The sequence below is a fragment of the Aeromonas sp. FDAARGOS 1405 genome (assembly GCF_019048265.1).
Classification (GTDB): Bacteria; Pseudomonadota; Gammaproteobacteria; order Enterobacterales; family Aeromonadaceae; genus Aeromonas; species Aeromonas veronii_A.
Map to the genome: position 1 here is coordinate 1,460,001 of NZ_CP077311.1, position 19,099 is coordinate 1,479,099.

Sequence of the window (19,099 nt, forward strand, 5' to 3'; positions counted from 1 at the left end):
GACTGCGTACCTTTTGTATAATGGGTCAGCGACTTACATTTTGTAGCGAGGTTAACCGTATAGGGGAGCCGTAGGGAAACCGAGTCTTAACTGGGCGTCTAGTTGCAAGGTGTAGACCCGAAACCGGGTGATCTAGCCATGGGCAGGTTGAAGGTTGAGTAACATCAACTGGAGGACCGAACCCACTAACGTTGCAAAGTTAGGGGATGACCTGTGGCTGGGGGTGAAAGGCCAATCAAACTCGGAGATAGCTGGTTCTCCCCGAAAGCTATTTAGGTAGCGCCTCGGACGAATACTACTGGGGGTAGAGCACTGTTTGGGCTAGGGGGTCATCCCGACTTACCAACCCCATGCAAACTCCGAATACCAGTAAGTAATATCCGGGAGACACACGGCGGGTGCTAACGTCCGTCGTGAAGAGGGAAACAACCCAGACCGCCGGCTAAGGTCCCAAAGTTCTGGTTAAGTGGGAAACGATGTGGGAAGGCTCAGACAGCTAGGATGTTGGCTTAGAAGCAGCCATCATTTAAAGAAAGCGTAATAGCTCACTAGTCGAGTCGGCCTGCGCGGAAGATGTAACGGGGCTCAAACCAGGCACCGAAGCCGCGGATTCACACTTATGTGTGAGTGGTAGGGGAGCGTTCTGTAAGTCTGCGAAGGTGTGTCGAGAGGCATGCTGGAGATATCAGAAGTGCGAATGCTGACGTAAGTAACGATAAAGGGGGTGAAAAGCCTCCTCGCCGGAAGACCAAGGGTTCCTGTCCAACGTTAATCGGGGCAGGGTGAGTCGACCCCTAAGGTGAGGCCGAAAGGCGTAATCGATGGGAAGCAGGTTAATATTCCTGCACGACTTGTAATTGCGATGGGGGGACGGAGAAGGCTAGGTGGGCCAGGCGACGGTTGTCCTGGTGAAAGTGCGTAGGTGGTGTTTCTAGGCAAATCCGGAGACACAACACTGAGACACGAGACGAACGCACTACGGTGCGGAAGCCATTGATGCCCTGCTTCCAGGAAAAGCCTCTAAGCTTCAGATTACAAGTCATCGTACCCCAAACCGACACAGGTGGTCGGGTAGAGAATACCAAGGCGCTTGAGAGAACTCGGGTGAAGGAACTAGGCAAAATAGAACCGTAACTTCGGGAGAAGGTTCGCTCTTGATGGTGAAGTCCCTTGCGGATGGAGCTGTCGGGAGTCGCAGTGACCAGATGGCTGGGACTGTTTATCAAAAACACAGCACTCTGCAAACACGAAAGTGGACGTATAGGGTGTGACACCTGCCCGGTGCCGGAAGGTTAATTGATGGGGTTAGCGCAAGCGAAGCTCTTGATCGAAGCCCCGGTAAACGGCGGCCGTAACTATAACGGTCCTAAGGTAGCGAAATTCCTTGTCGGGTAAGTTCCGACCTGCACGAATGGTGTAACCATGGCCATGCTGTCTCCACCCGAGACTCAGTGAAATCGAATTCGCCGTGAAGATGCGGTGTACCCGCGGCTAGACGGAAAGACCCCGTGAACCTTTACTACAGCTTGGCACTGAACATTGAACCTACATGTGTAGGATAGGTGGGAGGCTTTGAAGGCGTGACGCCAGTTGCGCTGGAGCCGTCCTTGAAATACCACCCTTGTATGTTTGATGTTCTAACGCAGGGCCCTGAATCGGGCTCGCGGACAGTGCCTGGTGGGTAGTTTGACTGGGGCGGTCTCCTCCCAAAGAGTAACGGAGGAGCACGAAGGTTGGCTAATCCTGGTCGGACATCAGGAGGTTAGTGCAATGGCATAAGCCAGCTTAACTGCGAGACGGACAGGTCGAGCAGGTACGAAAGTAGGTCATAGTGATCCGGTGGTTCTGAATGGAAGGGCCATCGCTCAACGGATAAAAGGTACTCCGGGGATAACAGGCTGATACCGCCCAAGAGTTCATATCGACGGCGGTGTTTGGCACCTCGATGTCGGCTCATCACATCCTGGGGCTGAAGTCGGTCCCAAGGGTATGGCTGTTCGCCATTTAAAGTGGTACGCGAGCTGGGTTCAGAACGTCGTGAGACAGTTCGGTCCCTATCTGCCGTGGGCGTTGGATGATTGAAGGGAGTTGCTCCTAGTACGAGAGGACCGGAGTGAACGAACCTCTGGTGTTCGGGTTGTCACGCCAGTGGCACTGCCCGGTAGCTAAGTTCGGAATCGATAACCGCTGAAAGCATCTAAGCGGGAAGCGAGCCCTGAGATGAGTCATCCCTGACCCCTTGAGGGTCCTAAAGGGCCGTTGGAGACCACAACGTTGATAGGTGGGGTGTGTAAGCGCGGCGACGTGTTGAGCTAACCCATACTAATTACCCGTGAGGCTTAACCATACAACACCCAAGAAGTGTTCTAAGGCTTGTAGCAAATACCAAGCGAACTACTTACGTCAGCTTTCACAGATTGAAGATTTTTGCCTGGCGGCCATAGCGCCGTGGAACCACCTGATCCCATGCCGAACTCAGAAGTGAAACGCGGTAGCGCCGATGGTAGTGTGGCATTCGCCATGCGAGAGTAGGACACTGCCAGGCACCCAATTTCAAGATTACGCCCAGCGTGGTCTTTACCGGTTAGTGTGCTGATATGGCTCAGTCGGTAGAGCGCATCCTTGGTAAGGATGAGGTCCCCAGTTCGATTCTGGGTATCAGCACCATTTTTAAGCTAGTTTTAAAAGCTTTTGCCTGACGGCAATAGCGCCGTGGAACCACCTGATCCCATGCCGAACTCAGAAGTGAAACGCGGTAGCGCCGATGGTAGTGTGGCATTCGCCATGCGAGAGTAGGACACTGTCAGGCACCCATTTAGAAGAGGCCTCCCATTTGGGAGGCCTTTTTGCATTTCTGCGTTCCCAAAATCTGCACCGCCGCCGGCATTTTAGTAAAAGTGCTGGGCTATCAAGGGATTGCCCGTTACTCTTTAGCCGTTACCGATTAACACGTGATGCTGCCAGCGAGGTATTGATGGCTACGTTGAAGGAAATTGCACAGGAGGCGGGGGTTTCGCTCGCGACGGTATCCCGGGTGCTGAACGAGGATCCCAGCCTGAGCGTCAAGGAAGAGACCAAGCAGCGGATCTTCGAGATTGCCGAACGGCTGGAGTACAAGACCAGCAGCGCCCGCAAGGGGGTACACAAGAGCAAGCTGCACTTTCTGGTGGTCTATGCCTATCCCCAGAGTACCGAGGTCAACGACCCTTACTATCTCGCCATCCGTTATGGTATCGAGACCCAGAGTGCCCGCCTCAATATCGAGCTGACCCATCTCTACAACTGTGGTGAAGGGCGTGAATTGAGCGCCGTGGATGGCATTCTGGTGGTCGGCACCCTCACGTCCGAGCGTCTGGCCCAACTCAGGGCTTGTTCCAGCCAGCTGGTGTTTGTCGACTGCCGTTCACCGGGAGAGTTCGACTCGGTCGATGTGGATCTTGCCCTGATCAGCCAGCAAGTGGTTGATTACTTTATCGCGCAGGGGCATCAGCGCATCGGTTATATCGGTGGCCAGGATGAGAATCCGGATCTGCGTGAATTGGCCTTCCGCGATTATGGCCAGCGGCTGGGGGTGGTGCAGGAGAGCGATCTCTATCGCGGCGACTTCTCCAGCGCCTCCGGCTACCAGTTGGCGAAGGAGATGCTGGCAGGGGATTGGCCCAAGGCGCTGTTCGTCGCCTCCGACTCCATCGCCATTGGTGTGCTGCGTGCCATTCATGAGAAGGGACTGGCGATTCCCCAGCAGATCGAGCTTATCAGCGTCAACGATATTCCGACCGCCAAGTTCACCTTCCCGCCGCTCTCCACGGTGCGGATCCACTCTGAGTTGATGGGCTCCCAGGGGGTCAATTTGCTGGTTGAGCGGCTGCGAGACGAGCGTGATATTCCACTCCGGGTGCTGGTACCGAGCAAGTTGACCCTGCGCGGCACCACTCGCTGATTTTAGTAAAACACTCTGCTTTTTAGTCGTGCCATCTTGCGGTGGTGCGACTCCTCTCCCAAGCAAACCTCTTTCCCATATCATCCAACAACTTCATATCATATTGTTTTATAATTGATTTTATTGCTAATCAGCCAGCTGCCATCAACATCCATGCCACTCATCCATATCTTGCCCTCCTTTATCTCCCGCTTCTGATCTCGCTCACAAAACCATCTGTTCATTGTGATCAGGTTAAAACTTTACCAATCCCAAGCTGATATTTAGTAAATGTTTATCTAAAGTTTACCCAGTTAACGTTGCCTTGTTCCGGGAGGACATGTGAATAACTGGGAAAACGTCCAATTCGTTGGTGAAAACAGGCTGGCCCCGCGTGCCTACTTCTTCTCTTATGCCGACCACGCGCTGGCGGCCACCATGCAGCGCGAGCTGAGCCGCCGTTTTCTGAGCCTTGGCGGCCAGTGGCAGTTCCACTACTTCGACCACCCCCTGCAGGTGCCGGAGGCCTTCTATCACAGCCCCATGAGCGAGTGGGGCCAGATCACCGTGCCCAACATGTGGCAGATGGAAGGACATGGCCAGCTGCAGTACACCGACGAAGGTTTTCCCTTCCCCATCGATGTGCCCTTCGTGCCGACCAACAACCCCACCGGTGCCTATCAGCGCAGCTTCACGCTGAGCCCGGCCTGGGACGGCGAGCAGGTGATCATTAAGTTTGACGGGGTGGAGACCTACTTCGAGGTCTATGTGAACGGCCACTACGTCGGCTTCAGCAAGGGCAGCCGTCTCACCGCCGAGTTCGATATCAGTGCCTACGCCAAGGTTGGCGAGAACCTGCTGTCAGTGCGGGTGATGCAGTGGGCCGACTCCACCTATATCGAAGATCAGGACATGTGGTGGATGGCGGGGATCTTCCGCGACGTCTATCTGGTGGGCAAACCGGCCGCCCATGTGCAGGACTTCTTCATCCGCACCGCGCTGGCCGATGACAATCAGAGTGCTACCCTGAGCTGCGATATCCAGCTCGAGAACCTGGGGGCGGCCGCCCGTGATCACCGTCTGATCTGGTCGCTGCTGGATCAGGGCTGCGAGATCGCCAGTGGCTCCCTCGACCATCTCGCCATAGACGGCAAGTGTGATTGCCGCTTCACGCTGGATCTGGCCAACCCCCATCTGTGGAGCGCCGAAGATCCTTACCTCTATCAGCTGCAACTCTCCCTCTACAACGGTCAGGGCGAGCTGCTGGAAGTGATCCCGCAGCGGGTCGGGGTGCGTGAAATCAAGGTCAAGGATGGCCTCTTCTACGTCAACGGCCACTACCTCAAGCTGCACGGGGTGAACCGTCACGACAACGACCACCTCAAGAGCCGTGCGGTCGGCATGGACCGTGTTGAACGCGATATCGTGCTGATGAAGCAGCACAACCTCAACTCGGTGCGCACCGCCCACTACCCGAACGACCCGCGCTTCTACGAGCTGTGTGACCAGTACGGTCTGTTCGTGATGGCGGAGACCGACGTGGAGACCCACGGTTTTGCCAACGTTGGCGATCTCAGCCGCATCACCGATGACCCCTTCTGGGAGCCGGTGTTCGTGGATCGCATCGAGCGCCACGTGCACGCCCAGAAGAACCACCCCTCCATCATCATCTGGTCGCTCGGCAACGAGTCCGGCTACGGCTGCAACATCAGAGCCATGTACCAGCGCTGCAAGGCGATCGACCCGACCCGGCTGGTGCACTACGAAGAGGATCGCGATGCCGAGGTGGTGGACGTGGTGAGTACCATGTATTCCCGCGTCTCCCAGATGAACTGCTTTGGCGAGTTCCCGATGGCGAAGCCGCGCATCCTCTGCGAATACGCCCACGCCATGGGCAACGGCCCGGGTGGCCTGAGCGAATACCAGCAGGTGTTCGACCGTCATCCCCACATTCAGGGTCACTACATCTGGGAGTGGTGCGATCACGGCATTCTGGATCAGGACGAGCAGGGCCGCCCCGTCTACAAGTACGGCGGCGACTACGGCGACTACCCCAACAACTACAACTTCTGCATGGATGGCCTCATCTATCCGGATCAGACCCCGGGGCCTGGCCTGCGTGAATACAAGCAGGTGATCTGCCCGGTCAAGGTGCGGGCGCTGGATCTGGCGAGCGGCAAGCTGGCGGTGGAAAACCGCTACTGGTTCTCCACTCTCGACGATATCCGCCTGCTGGTCGAGGTGAAGGCCGAGGGCGAACTGCTGGCCAGCCAGCAAATCCGGCTGGAAGGGGTGGCTCCCGGTGCCACCACTGAGCTGCAGCTCGAACTGCCATCCCTCGATGGGCGGGAAACCTTCGTCCAGCTGCGGGTCATCAAGGCCACCGCCACCCGCTATAGCGCGGCGGAGCACGAACTGGGCCAGTACCAGTTCCAGCTGAAGGCATCGACTCGCCAGCTGCAGCCCTTTGCCAACCCCAACGCCACTCCGTTGCATATCGCCGACGAGCGCCTCGACCTGACCTTGAGCGGAAGCGGCTTTGCCCTGCGCTTCTCGCGCCTCGACGGCAAGCTGGTGAGCTGGCAGCAGGATGGCAATGAGCTTATCGAGCGCTCGCCGCGCCTCACCTTCTTCAAGCCGATGATCGACAACCACAAGCAGGAGTACGAGAGCCTGTGGCACCCGAACCACCTGCAGATCATGCAGGAGCACTTCCGCACCTTAAGCTGGCGCCAGCTGGGTGACGCGGTCGAGGTGACGGTCGAGAGCCTGATCGCGCCGCCGGTGTTCGACTTCGGCATGCGCTGCCGCTACGTCTACACTCTGAGCCCGAACGGCCAACTGCACGTGGCGCTCTCCGGCCAGCCCTACGGCGGTTATGACGACATCATCCCCAAGATCGGCTTCGAGCTGGGCATTCGTCAGGATCTCGACCGGGTGCACTACTACGGCATGGGCCCGGGCGAGAACTATCAGGACAGCCGCCAGAGCAACTGGATCGACAGCTTCCAGAGCACAGTCAGCGAGATGTGGGAGCACTACCCCTTCCCGCAGGACAACGGCAACCGCCAGCAGGTGCGCTGGGCGACCCTGACCAACCGTCACGGTGCCGGTCTCTACGTGCGGCCCGATGCCCCCATCAACCTGAGCGTCTGGCCCTACAGCTGGGAGCATATCCACGCGGCGCAGCACATCAACGAGCTGGAACCGAGCGGTTATCTCACCCTCAATCTGGATCACAAGGTGCTGGGGCTCGGCTCCAACTCCTGGGGCTCCGAGGTGCTGGACTCCTGGCGGGTGCGCTTCGAGCCATTCAGCTTCGGCCTGACCCTGCTGCCCATCGCCCGTGGCAACCTCAATCCGGCTGCGCTGGCCGGGCTCGATCTCACCATCAACGGCGGGAGGAACCTCGCATGATCACCCTGGACAACCTGACCCTGTTCAAAAACATCTACCGGGAGGGCAAGAAGTGGGGCCGCTGCGTGGAGGCCATCAACAACCTGCCGAACCTCAAGCCCGGCATCTGCCACTCCATCGGTGACTCCCTCACCTACCGCTTGCAGGAGGGGGCCAGCCCGGCCACCTCACTGTTCGAGGGACAGCGCCGCTACTTCGACGTCCACTACTACCTGGAAGGAGCAGAGACGGTGGAGTGGGCCCCCAAATCGGAGCTGGCGGTCGAGCAGGCTTATGACGACACCACAGACCGCGAGTGGCTGGCCGGTGAGGTGCGTGAGCGCCAGCAGGTGGGCAACGGGCAGGTGGTGATCTTCGAGAACGACGAGGCTTACAGGTTTGTCGGCGACGGGCCGGTGCGCAAGGTGATCATCAAGGTCACCGTCGAAGGCGGCTACTTCAAAAACAAATAACAAGCCGCCGGTTCTGCACTGATAAAAGCCGGAAGGGCGGGGCTCACCCTACAAATCATGCCCCGCTCTTTCGCTAGATAACTACAGGTCTGGAGATGCACCATGTCTGATTCCAAACGCAATACGATAGGCAAGTTTGGTCTGCTGTCGCTCACCTTCGCGGCGGTATTCAGCTTCAACAACGTCATCAACAACAACATCGAGATCGGTCTGGCCTCGGCCCCGATGTTCTTTCTGGCTACCATTTTTTACTTCATTCCGTTCTGCCTGATCATTGCGGAGTTCGTGTCACTGAATAAGAACTCCGAAGCGGGGGTTTATGCCTGGGTGAAGAGCTCCCTCGGCGGTCGCTGGGCCTTTATCTCCGCCTACACCTACTGGTTCGTGAACCTCTTCTTCTTCACCTCGCTGCTGCCGCGGGTTATCGCCTACGCCTCCTATGCCTTCCTCGGTTACGAGTACATTCTCACCCCGGTGGCAACCACGGCATTGAGCATGGTGCTGTTCGCCTTTGCCACCTACGTCTCCACCAACGGCGCCAAGATGCTCGGCCCCATCACTTCGGTGACCTCCTCCCTGATGCTGCTGCTGACCCTCTCCTACATCCTGTTGGCAGGTGCGGCACTGGTGGGCGGCGTGCAACCGGCTGACCCCATCACGGTAGAGGCCATGGTCCCCGATTTCAGCTGGGCCTTCCTCGGTATCACCACCTGGATCTTTATGGCGGCTGGTGGCGCCGAGTCGGTGGCGGTCTACGTCAATGACGTGAAAGGGGGCTCCAAGTCTTTCGTGAAGGTGATCATCGTCGCCGGGATCTTTATCGGGGTGCTCTACTCCATCGCATCGCTGTTGATCAACGTGTTCGTTCACAGCGACACCCTGAAATATACCGGCGGCTCGGTGCAGGTGTTCGAGGGGCTGGCCGCCTACTTCGGCCTGCCGGAGATCCTGATGAACCGCTTCGTGGGTCTGGTCTCCTTCACCGCCATGTTCGGCTCCCTGCTGATGTGGACCGCTACCCCGGTGAAGATCTTCTTCTCCGAGATCCCGGCCGGTATCTTCGGCAAGAAAACCGTCGAGCTGAACGAGAACGGCGTGCCCGCCCGTGCAGCCTGGATCCAGTACCTCATCGTGCTGCCGCTGATGGTGATCCCGACTCTGGGCTCCAACACCGCTCAGGATCTGATGAACACCGTCATCAACATGACCGCCGCCGCTTCCATGCTGCCGCCGCTGTTCATCATGCTGGCCTACCTCAATCTGCGTCTGAAGCTCGATCACCTGCCGCGGGATTTCAGGATGGGTTCGCGCACCACCGGCATCGCCGTGGTCTCGGTGCTGATCGCCATCTTCTCGGTGGGCTTCCTCGCCTCCACCTTCCCGACCGGCGCCGACATCATGACCATCATCTTCTACAACGTCGGCGGGATCGTGATTTTCCTCGGCTTCGCCTGGTGGAAATACAACAGATACGAGGCCTCCCTCAGCGCCGAAGCGCGTGCCAAAGAGGCCCAGCCGACAGCGCAGGTTGCCATGCAGACGCCATAGCCACTGCATTGAATCCCAATCAAACCGGGTGGCCGTTGGCCACCCGCAAACCGTTGAACCAGAAAAGGAAAAGAGCATGAGCGAGACGATCGAGTTTGCCGAATTCAAGCGGGTCGAGATGAAGGTGGGCAAGGTGCTGGCGGTGGTGCGTCACCCCGGGGCCGACAAACTCTACATCGTCCAGATCGACGTGGGTGGCGAGCGGCCGCTGCAGACTGTCACCAGTCTGGTGCCTTACTACAGCGAAGAGGAGCTGATGGGCAGCGAGGTGGTGGTACTGACCAACCTCAAGCCCACCAAAATGCGCGGTGAGCGATCCGAGTGCATGTTGCTGTGCGCCGAGACCCCGGACGAGAGCCAGAGCGTGCTGCTGCAACCGCGGGTGCCGATGGCGCCGGGCACTCCGATCGTCTGAATGGTATTGCGAGCCGGTGTGGGAGACTGCTCCGGTTCACCAACGAGGCCGTCCACGCGGCCCGATCATAACAAGAGAGTAAAGCGCGGGGCCGACAGACCCTTGCCGAACACATCACAGAGTCACCGCGTTACCCGCAGGGAGCGCGAGTCCACTGGAGGACACCATGTCTGAATCCGTACGCGGCACCATAGGCAAGTTTGCCCTGTTGTCGATGACCTTTGCCGCCGTGTTCAACGTGCGCAACATCGTCAACAACAACATCGAGCTGGGGCTCAGCTCCGCCCCTATCTTCCTGCTGGCGACCATCGTCTACTTCATTCCGTTCGTCTTCATCATTGCCGAGTTCGTCTCTGCCAATAAAAACTCCGAGTCGGGGATGTACGACTGGCTTAAAAAACCGCTCGGCACCCGGATGGCCTATCTGGGCTCGTTTCTCTACTGGTTCGTAAACCTGTTCTGGTTCGTCTCCCTGCTGCCCAACGTCATCGCCTACGCCTCCTACGCCATGCTGGGCTATGAGTACAGCTTCTCGCCCATGGTCACCTCGATCATCTCCATCGTGCTGTTTGCGGCGGCGACCCACATCTCCACCAAGGGGGCGAGCTGGCTCGGCAAGATTGCCGAAATAGTGGCCTACGGTGTATTTGCCCTGTTCGCCATCTATGTGCTGGGCGCCCTGATGGCTCTGAGTGGCGATCATGTGCCGGCCCAGCCCATCACGTTGGAGGCGATGACTCCCACCGTCAACTGGGCGACGCTGGGTATCATGTGCTGGATCTTCCAGGCGGCGGGCGGTGCCGAGACCGCAGCGGCCTACCTCAATGACGTGAAGGGCGGCCAGAAGTCCTTCATCAAGGTGATCATCAGTGCGGGTATCGTCATCGGTGCCATGTATGCGGTCGGTTCCCTGTTGGTGAACGTGTTCGTGCCGCGCGAGAGCCTCACCTATGCCGGCGGCATGGTGGAGATCTTCACCGGCATGGCCCAGTATTTCGGGCTCTCCGAGGCGCTGGTGGGCCGCTTCGTCGGCGTGGTGCTGTTCATCGCCATGTTTGGTTCCATGATGATGTGGACTTCGGCGCCGGTGAAGATCCACTTCTCAGAGATCCCGCAGGGGGTTTACGGCGAGAAGACCACCCAGCTCAACGAGCACGGCGTGCCGGTGCGCGCCGCCTGGTGGCAGTTTGTCTTCGTGTTCGCGATGCTGGTGGTCAACGGCTTCGGCTCCGAGTCGGTGCAGCAGATGATGAACACCGCCATCAACCTCACCGCCGGTACCGCCATGTTGCCGCCGATCTTCATCATGGTGGCCTACTTCGTGTTCCGCTGGAAACATGACGACACCCCCCGCGACTTCCGCATGGGGTCGCGCAAGTTCGGGATGGGCGTGGTATCGGTGCTGATCGCCATCTTCGTGGTGAGCATGAGCGCCTCCGCCTTCCCGGCCGGGGTGGATCTGGTGCGCGCCTTCTTCATCAACGTCTTTATGACTGCGGTCTTCTCGGCGCTGGCCTACTGGTGGATCTCCCGTTTCGAGAAGCGGCAGGCCCGCATGCTCGGCGGCAATGAGAAGAAAACCGGCAACGGCACGCTGGCCAGCCAGCGCTGATCGGCTGAGTGAAAAAACGGAACGGGCGGCCTTGGTCGCCCGTTTTTTTATCCATTTTTAGCCGTTTGGGAGCTGTCAGGGCCGTTTCATCGTCAACTTTTGCTGCTCGATATGGCGAGGGCGTTAAGCATTGATGAACAATTATTCGCCGCTCAACTTTGCGCCTCTCCGTTATCGGGGTAAGCTGGAGATTCGTTTTAGCGGGAGGTGCCAGACATCTCCCGCTCTGTTTCTTGTCCTCCCCAATCCTGACTGCCGCCACGGTTGCAGGATGCCCTTCTGATGGAGACCTTTCGTGCGTCTGGATCCCTTTACTGTTGTGCTGATTGCGGTGGTCACCCTGGCCTCCCTCTTTCCCTGCGAGGGGCAGGTGGCCGTCTGGTTCGGTCTGCTGACCCAGCTGGCGGTGGCGCTGCTGTTCTTCATGCATGGCGCCAAGCTGTCGCGCCAGAACCTGCTGGCGGGCCTCGGTCACTGGCGGCTCCATCTGGTGGTGATGCTCAGCACCTTCGTGCTGTTTCCGCTGCTGGGGCTGCTGCTCACCCCACTCGTGCCGAGCTGGCTGAGCCCGGCCATCTACCTCGGCTTCCTCTATCTCTGCGCCCTGCCTGCCACCGTGCAGTCGGCCATCGCCTTTACCTCGATGGCGGGGGGCAATGTGTCGGCGGCGGTGTGCAGCGCCTCGGCCTCCAGCATCCTCGGCATCTTCCTCTCGCCGGTGCTGGTGGGGATGATGATCCACGTGCAAGGGGAGGGGATCGACACCTGGCACTCCATCCAGTCCATCATGATGCAGCTGATGCTGCCGTTCGTGGTGGGCCACCTGTCGCGCCCGCTCATTGGCCGCTGGGTCGACAGCCATCGGCCGCTCATCGGCAAGTTGGATCAGAGCTCCATCCTGCTGGTGGTCTATGTCGCCTTCAGCGAGGCGGTGGTACAGGGGATTTGGCACCAAGTAGGCTGGTACGATCTGGCCAGTATCGTGTTGCTGAGCTGCGTCTTGCTGGCGCTGGTGCTCTGCTGGAACGTCTGGATCAGCCGTCGCCTCGGTTTCGACAAGGCGGACGAGATCACCATCGTCTTCTGCGGCTCCAAGAAGAGTCTTGCCAACGGGGTGCCGATGGCCAACGTCATGTTCCCGGCCGCCAGCGTCGGGGTGATGGTGCTGCCGCTGATGATCTTCCACCAGATCCAGCTGATGGTGTGCGCCGTGCTGGCGCGCCGCTATCACGAGCAGGGGCATTGATACTCGCGGCGTTTTTGCTGTCATAACAAGAGGGAGGCCCGTTGGCCTCCCTCTTTTCATCTGCATGTCGACCGGCGTGCTAGCGTTTACGCCAGACGGTCAGCTGCGCCACCGTGTGCTGGTATTTGCGGGCGGTCTCGCGGATGACGAAAGGCACATCCCGCGGCGGGCAGTGCTCCTCGAACTCCGCCGCCAGCAGCCGTTGCAGCGCCTGATAGGTGGTGAGCGCCTCGCCGTTCTCGCGAATGCCGCCGAGCCAGTTGGCGGGCGGGGTATATTCCGCCAGCCAGGTGTAGGGGCTGGTGAGCACCAGCAGGCCACCGCTGCGCAGCCGGGGAGCGATATCCCGCAGGAAGCGGGCGGGCTCCCGCAGCCGGTCGATCAGGTTGGAGGCGAGCACCAGATCGTAGTGGTCATATTTGGGCTTGAGGTTGCAGGCATCCCCCTGACTGAAGTGGATGCGCTCAGCCTGACTCGCCCCCAATCCGTGGCTCGACAGGCGTGCCTCGCAATACTCCACCAGTTCACCCTCCAGCGGAATGGCGTAGCGGAAACTGTCCTGACTGGCGAGGGCCAGCGCCACATCGATGAAGCGGGCCGAGTAGTCCACCCCGTCCACATGCTGGAAGTGGCGGGCCAGTTCAAAGCTGGCGCGGCCGGTGGCGCAGCCGATATCCAGCGCCCGCTGGTGGTTGCTGCAGAGCTCGCCAGCAAGATCAGCAAGCGTCTTGGCGTAGTTGGCTACCCCGAAGTGGCTCGGGCCGTACTGGAAGTCGAGGTACTGAGCGACCAGCGTGTCGGTTTCATAGGGATTCACGATAACGGGTTCCTGATAACGGGAGACCAGATAGCGGAAACCCGCATGCTGGAAGAAGTGACGCCGGAAGGCGTAACGGGATGATTTGAGCGCTTCGTTACCTGTGCTGATCCAGCTGCCCCCCTTGATCAGGGTGTGCTTGCCATCAAAGGTGGGGGTGGAGAAGTCGTCGTAGAGCGGGTGGATTTTAAAGCCGTCGAAGCCGTCGATGGCGGTGCTGGTCCACTGCCAGACATTGCCCACCAGATCGAAGAACTCCCCTTGCGGGCAGGCATCCACCGGGCAGGACGACGCGAAGCGGGCCAGATTGATATTGCCGGGGGCCTGTGTCCAGTCCGGCTGATCGCCGGGAACTTGCTCGCGCAGCAGCATCCATTCCGCCTCGCTCGGCAGCTGGATGGGGAGTCCGGTCTGGGCCGCCTTCCAGCGGCAGAAGGCGGCCGCCTCCAGCTGGTTGACCTCCACCGGCCAGTCCCATGGCATGGCGACCTGCTCGGTCATCAGCCGCAGCTGCAATTGCCCGTGCTCGGCGGGATCACCCACCCAGAAGGTGGGCATCTGCGCCTTGGCGTACTGGCGCCAGCCCCATCCCTCCTCATCCCACCACTGTTGCTGGCCGTAGCCGCCCGCCTGGACGAAGGCGAGGTACTCGGCATTGCTCACCAGCATGCGGCTGGCCTGAAACGGGGCCAGCTTGATATGGCGCTCGCCATATTCGTTGTCCCAGCCGTAGGTGGCGTCCCGCTTGCCAAGGCGCACCTTGCCGCCAGCCACCGGCAGCAGGCTGTTGGCGGGCACCTGATCAATGTGGTGGCGGGCTTCAGTGCAGGCGGGCCAATAAGGCTGCGGCCGCACCCAGGCGAGCGGCAACTGGCGGATCAGCACGCTGGAGGTTTCGAGGTGGATGCGCTCGTGCTCTATCCCCATCAGGATCACCCAGGCCGGGCTCTGCCAATCGATGGGCAGGGTGAGCGGCATCTGGCGAATGAAATCGCACACCAGCGAACGGACTTTGGCCCGATAGCTGCGCAGCTCGGCGACCTTGGGCCAGTCATAGTGGGTCTCGTCCAGATCGTCCCAGCTCATCTCGTCCACCCCGATGGCGACCATGGCCTCGATGCGGGCATCCAGCCGCTGATCGATCAGGCGTGCCGCCAGCAGCTTGTTGATAAAGAAGGCGGCGGTGTGGCCGTAGTAGAAGATGAGCGGGTGGCGCAGCGGGATCGCCTTGTTGAACCAGGCGCGCTCATCGGCCAGACAGTCGAACAGCGAGTCGTAGAGATCGAAGGTCTGACAGAAGTAGGTGAGCAGCTCGCGCCGTTTCTGCTCGGGATCGCTGCCGGTCAGCAACGGGGTGCGAGTCGGTTCCGGCAGACCGGTGGCGGTGGCATAGAGAGGGCTTGCTTGGGTCACGCTCTGGCTCCTTGTTGGCAGTGAAGACTGACAAGACAGTGGTAATGACATTACCGCAATGGAGAGCTTGGTACGCACGAAGTACCACTATTGGCTCAACAGACCGGCAGGGCAATCAAAAACTTCCACGGGCTGTCAGCATAGTGACCGGCAGGACGACCCGCCAATCAGCCAAAATCATATCCGTTCGAGAATGGTTATTTTCACCAAAATATGGTCTAAATGGCTCTCTAAATTATTCTGTCTGTTCTGGTTTAAATAGTTATTTCCTTTTGAATCATAATGTTAATTTTTTGCTCGCGCTTTGCAAAGCATGAAAACCAATTGGCCCTGGATGGCCAACACATAAGGAGGAGAGTAGTGATGAAATGGATGATGGTTGTCATGTTGATGGCTGGGCTCAGTGGTTGTCACTGGCTGGATCGGACCAGAGTGACCGGAACGGGGGCTGTGGTCGAGCGCCAGCAGGCGCTCGGTGACGGGGTGACCCGGGTGCTGGCGGGGGTGCCTGCCACCCTCCATCTGGTCGCGGGGGAGCCGCGCGGCATCCTGATCAAGGGGCAGGAGAACCTGCTGCCCTATCTGGTGCTGACCGAGAGCGGCGACAAGCTGGAGATCGAAGTGAAGGAGGGTTACCGGCTCGATCCTACCGAGCCGCTGGAGCTGACCATCACCTTGCCGGTGTTGAACGAACTGGCATTGGCCGGGACCGGTAACGGCGATCTGAGCGGCTTCAAGGGCGATGAGCTGGTGCTGTCGGTGGCCGGTACCGGTGACATCGTCGCCAGTCAGCTGGAGCTGAAACGGCTGGAAGGGAATATCGCTGGCACCGGCAGTCTGGAGCTGGGCAGCGGTTCGGCACAGGCCATCGAGCTGAACATTGCCGGATCTGGCGACGTGCTCGGGAGCGAGATGCGCGGCAACGAGGTAGAGGTCAATATCGCCGGCAGCGGTGATGTGGCGGTGCGGGCGCAGGAGACGCTGAAAGTCGGCATCGCCGGTTCAGGCAACATCGCCTACTGGGGCGATCCCGAGGTGGAGCAGCAGATCGCAGGCTCCGGCGGAGTGACCCGAGCGGGCAGTTGATATCAACCGATCACCACAACTAAAACAGGCCCGCAATGGGCCTGTTTTGATCAGAGGTGGCGGGCGTGAAAGCGCAGGTGCGCCTCGATAAAGCTCGCCACGAAGTAGTAGCTGTGGTCATAGCCCTCGTGGCGGTTGAGCTCCAGTGGCCACTCCTTGCTGGCGGCTACCTCGGCCAGCGCATCGATATGCAGCTGCTCGGCGAGGAAGGGATCATCCAGCCCCACATCCACCAGGGTGGGCAGCGGCGTGACCGGCTGGTGGCGCAGCAGCTGGCAGGCATCCCACTCCTGCCACAACAGCGGATTGCTGCCGAGATACGCCCCGAGCGCCTTCTGGCCCCAAGGGCTGCGGCTCGGGTGACAGATCGGGCTGAACGCCGAGACCGAGCGGTAGCGACCCGGCTCCCGCAGCGCGGCGATCAGCGCACCATGACCGCCCATGGAGTGGCCGCTGATGGCGCGGCGGGTCGAGACCGGGAAGTGGGTCTCTATCAAGTCAGGCAGTTCGCGGGTGACGTAGTCATACATCTGGTAGTGCGCCTGCCAGGGGCTCTGGCTGGCATTGACGTAAAAGCCTGCCCCCATGCCGAGGTCATAACCGGGATCGTCCGCTACGCCGTCGCCGCGGGGGCTGGTGTCCGGCGCCACCAGGGCGATGCCGAGCTCGGCGGCGATGCGCTGGGCACCCGCCTTCTGCATAAAGTTCTCATCGGTGCAGGTGAGGCCGCTGAGCCAGTAGAGCACGGGTACCTTCTGGCCGGTGAGGGCCTGAGGCGGCAGATAGATGGCAAAATTCATCTCGCAGCCGAGCACGCTGGCGTGGTGGCGATAGCGCTTGTGCCAGCCGCCGAAGCTCTTGTTGCTGCTGATAATCTCCAGATTCATCGAAGGACTCCTGCACCCCGCCCACGATGGCGGGCGGGGTGATCATGCTCAGTAGTGGATGACGGTGCGGATGCTTTTGCCTTGGTGCATCAGATCAAATGCGTCGTTGATCTGTTCCAGCGGCATAGTGTGGGTGATGAAGTCATCGAGGCGGAACTCACCCTGCATGTAGCGCTGCACATAGCTCGGCAGTTCGCTGCGACCGCGTACCCCGCCGAAGGCGCTGCCGCGCCAGACCCGGCCGGTGACCAGCTGGAACGGACGGGTGCTGATCTCCTGACCCGCTCCGGCGACGCCGATGATGACCGATTCGCCCCAGCCCTTGTGGCAGCACTCCAGCGCCGCGCGCATCACCTTGACGTTGCCGATGCACTCGAAGGAGAAGTCGACGCCGCCGTCGGTCAGCTCGACGATCACCTCCTGGATGGGCTTGTCGTAATCGTTCGGGTTGATGCAGTCGGTGGCACCCAGCTTGCGGGCCAGCTCGAACTTGCTCTCGTTGATGTCGATGGCGATGATGCGACCGGCCTTGGCCAGACGGGCACCGATCACCGCCGAGAGGCCGATGCCACCCAGCCCGAAGATGGCGACGCTCTCACCCTCTTTCACCTTGGCGGTGTTCATCACGGCGCCGATGCCGGTGGTGACGCCGCAGCCGAGCAGGCAGACCTCTTCCAGCGGGGCGGCCGGGTCCACCTTGGCGATGGAGATCTCCGGCAGTACCGTGTATTCGCTGAAGGTGGAGGTGCCCATGTAGTGATAGATGGGCTGGCCATCTTTCGAGAAGCGGGTGGTGCCGTCCGGCATCAGCCCCTTGCCCTGGGTGGCGCGGATCTTCTGGCAGAGGTTGGTCTTGCCGGATTTGCAGAATTTGCACTCGCCGCACTCGGGGGTGTAGAGCGGGATCACGTGATCCCCCACTTTGACGGTGGTGACCCCTTCGCCGACGGATTCGACGATGCCGCCCCCCTCGTGGCCGAGAATGCAGGGGAAGACCCCTTCCGGATCCTCACCGGAGAGGGTGAAGGCATCGGTGTGGCAGACGCCGGTCGCGACGATGCGCACCCGCACCTCGCCCGCTTGCGGCGGCATGACCTCGACCTCTTCGATGGAGAGGGGCTGACCCGGGCCCCAGGCGATGGCGGCTTTACACTTGATGCTTTGAACCTGTGCCATGAATGACATCCTTCTTGTTGAGCAGGGTGAACAGAGATGAGTTCGGGCATTCAGTGTAGTTTCCCGCCGATTTGGTGATAATGAGGGCAAATCTCAAATCACTTTTACACACAGGTAATAATGTTCGGCTGGGAAGGGATCTGTGAATTTGTCAGCGTGGCGGAGCAGGGGGGCTTTACCCCGGCGGCACGCAAGCTGGGGGTGTCGGTGGCGCAAGTCAGCCGTCAGGTGGCACAGCTTGAGGATCGGCTGCAGGCCAAGCTGCTGCTGCGCACCACCCGTCAGGTGCGACTCACAGAGCTTGGCGAGATCTACTATCGCCACTGCCGTCAGCTGCTCGACAACCTCTACGAGGCGGAGCTGGCGGTGGGGCGTCATCAGGCGGTACCGCAAGGCGCCCTGCGCATCACGGCCCCTGTCTCCTACGGCGAGAGCCGCATCGCCCCGCTGGTGAACGACTTCATGGTGCGCTTCCCCCAGCTGGAGGTGACCCTCAACCTCACCAACCAGCTGCTGGATCTGGTGCATGAAGGCTACGATCTGGCGCTTCGGCTCGGCCACCTCAAGGATTCGACGCTGGTGGCACGCAAGCTGGCGCAGCGGGTGCCCTATGTCTGCGCCTCACCGGCTTACACCGCCCGCCACGGCATGCCCAACAGCCTCTCCGAGCTGACCCGCCACACCTGTCTGGTGGGCAACAGCGACGAGTGGCACTTCACTCTGGATGGTCGTCCCCACAGCGTGCGGGTGCGCGGCCTGTTGCAGTGCAACAGCGGCCACGCCCTGCTGGATGCGGCGCTCAAGGGGATCGGCATTATCCAGCTGCCGGACTACTACGTGAGCGACCATCTGGCCCGAGGCGAATTGATCGAGCTGCTGCCCGAACTGCGGGCCCCGGCGGAGGGGATCTGGGCCCTCTATCCCCATAACCGCCACCTCTCCCCCAAGGTGCGGCTGCTGGTGGACTACCTCGCCGAGCGGCTGAGCGACCCTCATCAACCGGCGCTGGTGATGCCGATAGGCTAGGGCTTCTCTCGCTCGTTGGCTCACTGGTGGAAATCTCATGGCCTGAAAATAAAAGAGCCCTTGAGGAATCAAGGGCTCTTTTGCA

At 60.1% G+C, this 19,099-nt stretch carries 12 protein-coding genes, 1 tRNA gene and 3 rRNA genes (1 of these 16 running past the window's edge); 13 read left to right on the forward strand and 3 right to left on the reverse strand.

Features of this window, described 5'->3' with window-relative positions:
- The 11 genes from I6L35_RS06900 to I6L35_RS06950 all read left to right on the forward strand — a co-directional run.
- A 23S ribosomal RNA gene (locus tag I6L35_RS06900) occupies nucleotides 1-2,347 on the forward strand (it extends 543 nt beyond the left edge of the window).
- 83 nt (nucleotides 2,348-2,430) lie between these two features.
- Nucleotides 2,431-2,545 (forward strand): 5S ribosomal RNA (rrf, locus tag I6L35_RS06905).
- 46 nt (nucleotides 2,546-2,591) lie between these two features.
- Nucleotides 2,592-2,667, forward strand: a tRNA-Thr gene (locus I6L35_RS06910).
- Between the two features lie 27 nt (nucleotides 2,668-2,694).
- A 5S ribosomal RNA gene (rrf, locus tag I6L35_RS06915) occupies nucleotides 2,695-2,809 on the forward strand.
- 165 nt (nucleotides 2,810-2,974) lie between these two features.
- Complete coding sequence (ebgR, locus tag I6L35_RS06920) at nucleotides 2,975-3,940, forward strand: transcriptional regulator EbgR (RefSeq protein ID WP_216979859.1); 966 nt, start codon at nucleotides 2,975-2,977, stop codon at nucleotides 3,938-3,940.
- 321 nt (nucleotides 3,941-4,261) lie between these two features.
- Nucleotides 4,262-7,336, forward strand: coding sequence for a beta-galactosidase subunit alpha (gene ebgA, locus I6L35_RS06925; RefSeq protein WP_216979860.1), 3,075 nt, complete (start codon nucleotides 4,262-4,264; stop codon nucleotides 7,334-7,336).
- Nucleotides 7,333-7,788 (forward strand): beta-galactosidase subunit beta, encoded by a 456-nt coding sequence (locus I6L35_RS06930; protein ID WP_042055386.1) that lies wholly within the window; start codon nucleotides 7,333-7,335, stop codon nucleotides 7,786-7,788. The genes ebgA and I6L35_RS06930 overlap by 4 nt, the downstream gene beginning before the upstream one ends.
- Before the next feature lie 102 nt (nucleotides 7,789-7,890).
- Entirely contained in the window at nucleotides 7,891-9,336 is a 1,446-nt protein-coding gene (locus I6L35_RS06935; protein WP_113740294.1) for an amino acid permease, read from the forward strand.
- A 76-nt stretch (nucleotides 9,337-9,412) separates the two neighbouring features.
- Nucleotides 9,413-9,751 carry a tRNA-binding protein gene (locus I6L35_RS06940; protein ID WP_216979861.1) on the forward strand — a complete coding sequence of 113 codons (339 nt, stop codon included), beginning with the start codon at nucleotides 9,413-9,415 and terminating at the stop codon, nucleotides 9,749-9,751.
- Nucleotides 9,752-9,917: 166 nt separating this feature from the next.
- Nucleotides 9,918-11,363 (forward strand): amino acid permease, encoded by a 1,446-nt coding sequence (locus I6L35_RS06945; protein WP_204477881.1) that lies wholly within the window; start codon nucleotides 9,918-9,920, stop codon nucleotides 11,361-11,363.
- Nucleotides 11,364-11,658: 295 nt separating this feature from the next.
- The gene (locus tag I6L35_RS06950; RefSeq protein WP_216979862.1) at nucleotides 11,659-12,609 is read left to right on the forward strand and encodes a bile acid:sodium symporter family protein; all 951 of its coding nucleotides are present in this window, start codon (nucleotides 11,659-11,661) and stop codon (nucleotides 12,607-12,609) included.
- 79 nt (nucleotides 12,610-12,688) lie between these two features.
- On the opposite strand, the gene ovoA is transcribed toward I6L35_RS06950, so the two are convergent.
- The gene (ovoA, locus tag I6L35_RS06955; protein ID WP_216979863.1) at nucleotides 12,689-14,839 is read right to left on the reverse strand and encodes a 5-histidylcysteine sulfoxide synthase; all 2,151 of its coding nucleotides are present in this window, start codon (nucleotides 14,837-14,839) and stop codon (nucleotides 12,689-12,691) included.
- Nucleotides 14,840-15,202: 363 nt separating this feature from the next.
- On the opposite strand from ovoA, the gene I6L35_RS06960 reads away from it, so the two are divergent.
- Complete coding sequence (locus tag I6L35_RS06960; protein ID WP_216979864.1) at nucleotides 15,203-15,925, forward strand: head GIN domain-containing protein; 723 nt, start codon at nucleotides 15,203-15,205, stop codon at nucleotides 15,923-15,925.
- A gap of 50 nt (nucleotides 15,926-15,975) precedes the next feature.
- On the opposite strand, the gene fghA is transcribed toward I6L35_RS06960, so the two are convergent.
- Together fghA and I6L35_RS06970 are read right to left on the reverse strand one after the other, a co-directional pair.
- On the reverse strand, nucleotides 15,976-16,812 hold the full coding sequence (gene fghA / locus I6L35_RS06965; protein ID WP_069529753.1) for an S-formylglutathione hydrolase: 837 nt from the start codon (nucleotides 16,810-16,812) through the stop codon (nucleotides 15,976-15,978).
- A gap of 48 nt (nucleotides 16,813-16,860) precedes the next feature.
- Nucleotides 16,861-17,988 (reverse strand): S-(hydroxymethyl)glutathione dehydrogenase/class III alcohol dehydrogenase, encoded by a 1,128-nt coding sequence (locus I6L35_RS06970; protein WP_216979865.1) that lies wholly within the window; start codon nucleotides 17,986-17,988, stop codon nucleotides 16,861-16,863.
- 120 nt (nucleotides 17,989-18,108) lie between these two features.
- Between I6L35_RS06970 and I6L35_RS06975 the strand changes: the two genes are divergently transcribed.
- A complete protein-coding gene (locus tag I6L35_RS06975; protein ID WP_216979866.1) occupies nucleotides 18,109-19,014 on the forward strand; it encodes a LysR substrate-binding domain-containing protein in 906 nt (301 codons plus the stop codon).
- The last annotated feature ends 85 nt before the right edge of the window (nucleotides 19,015-19,099 follow it).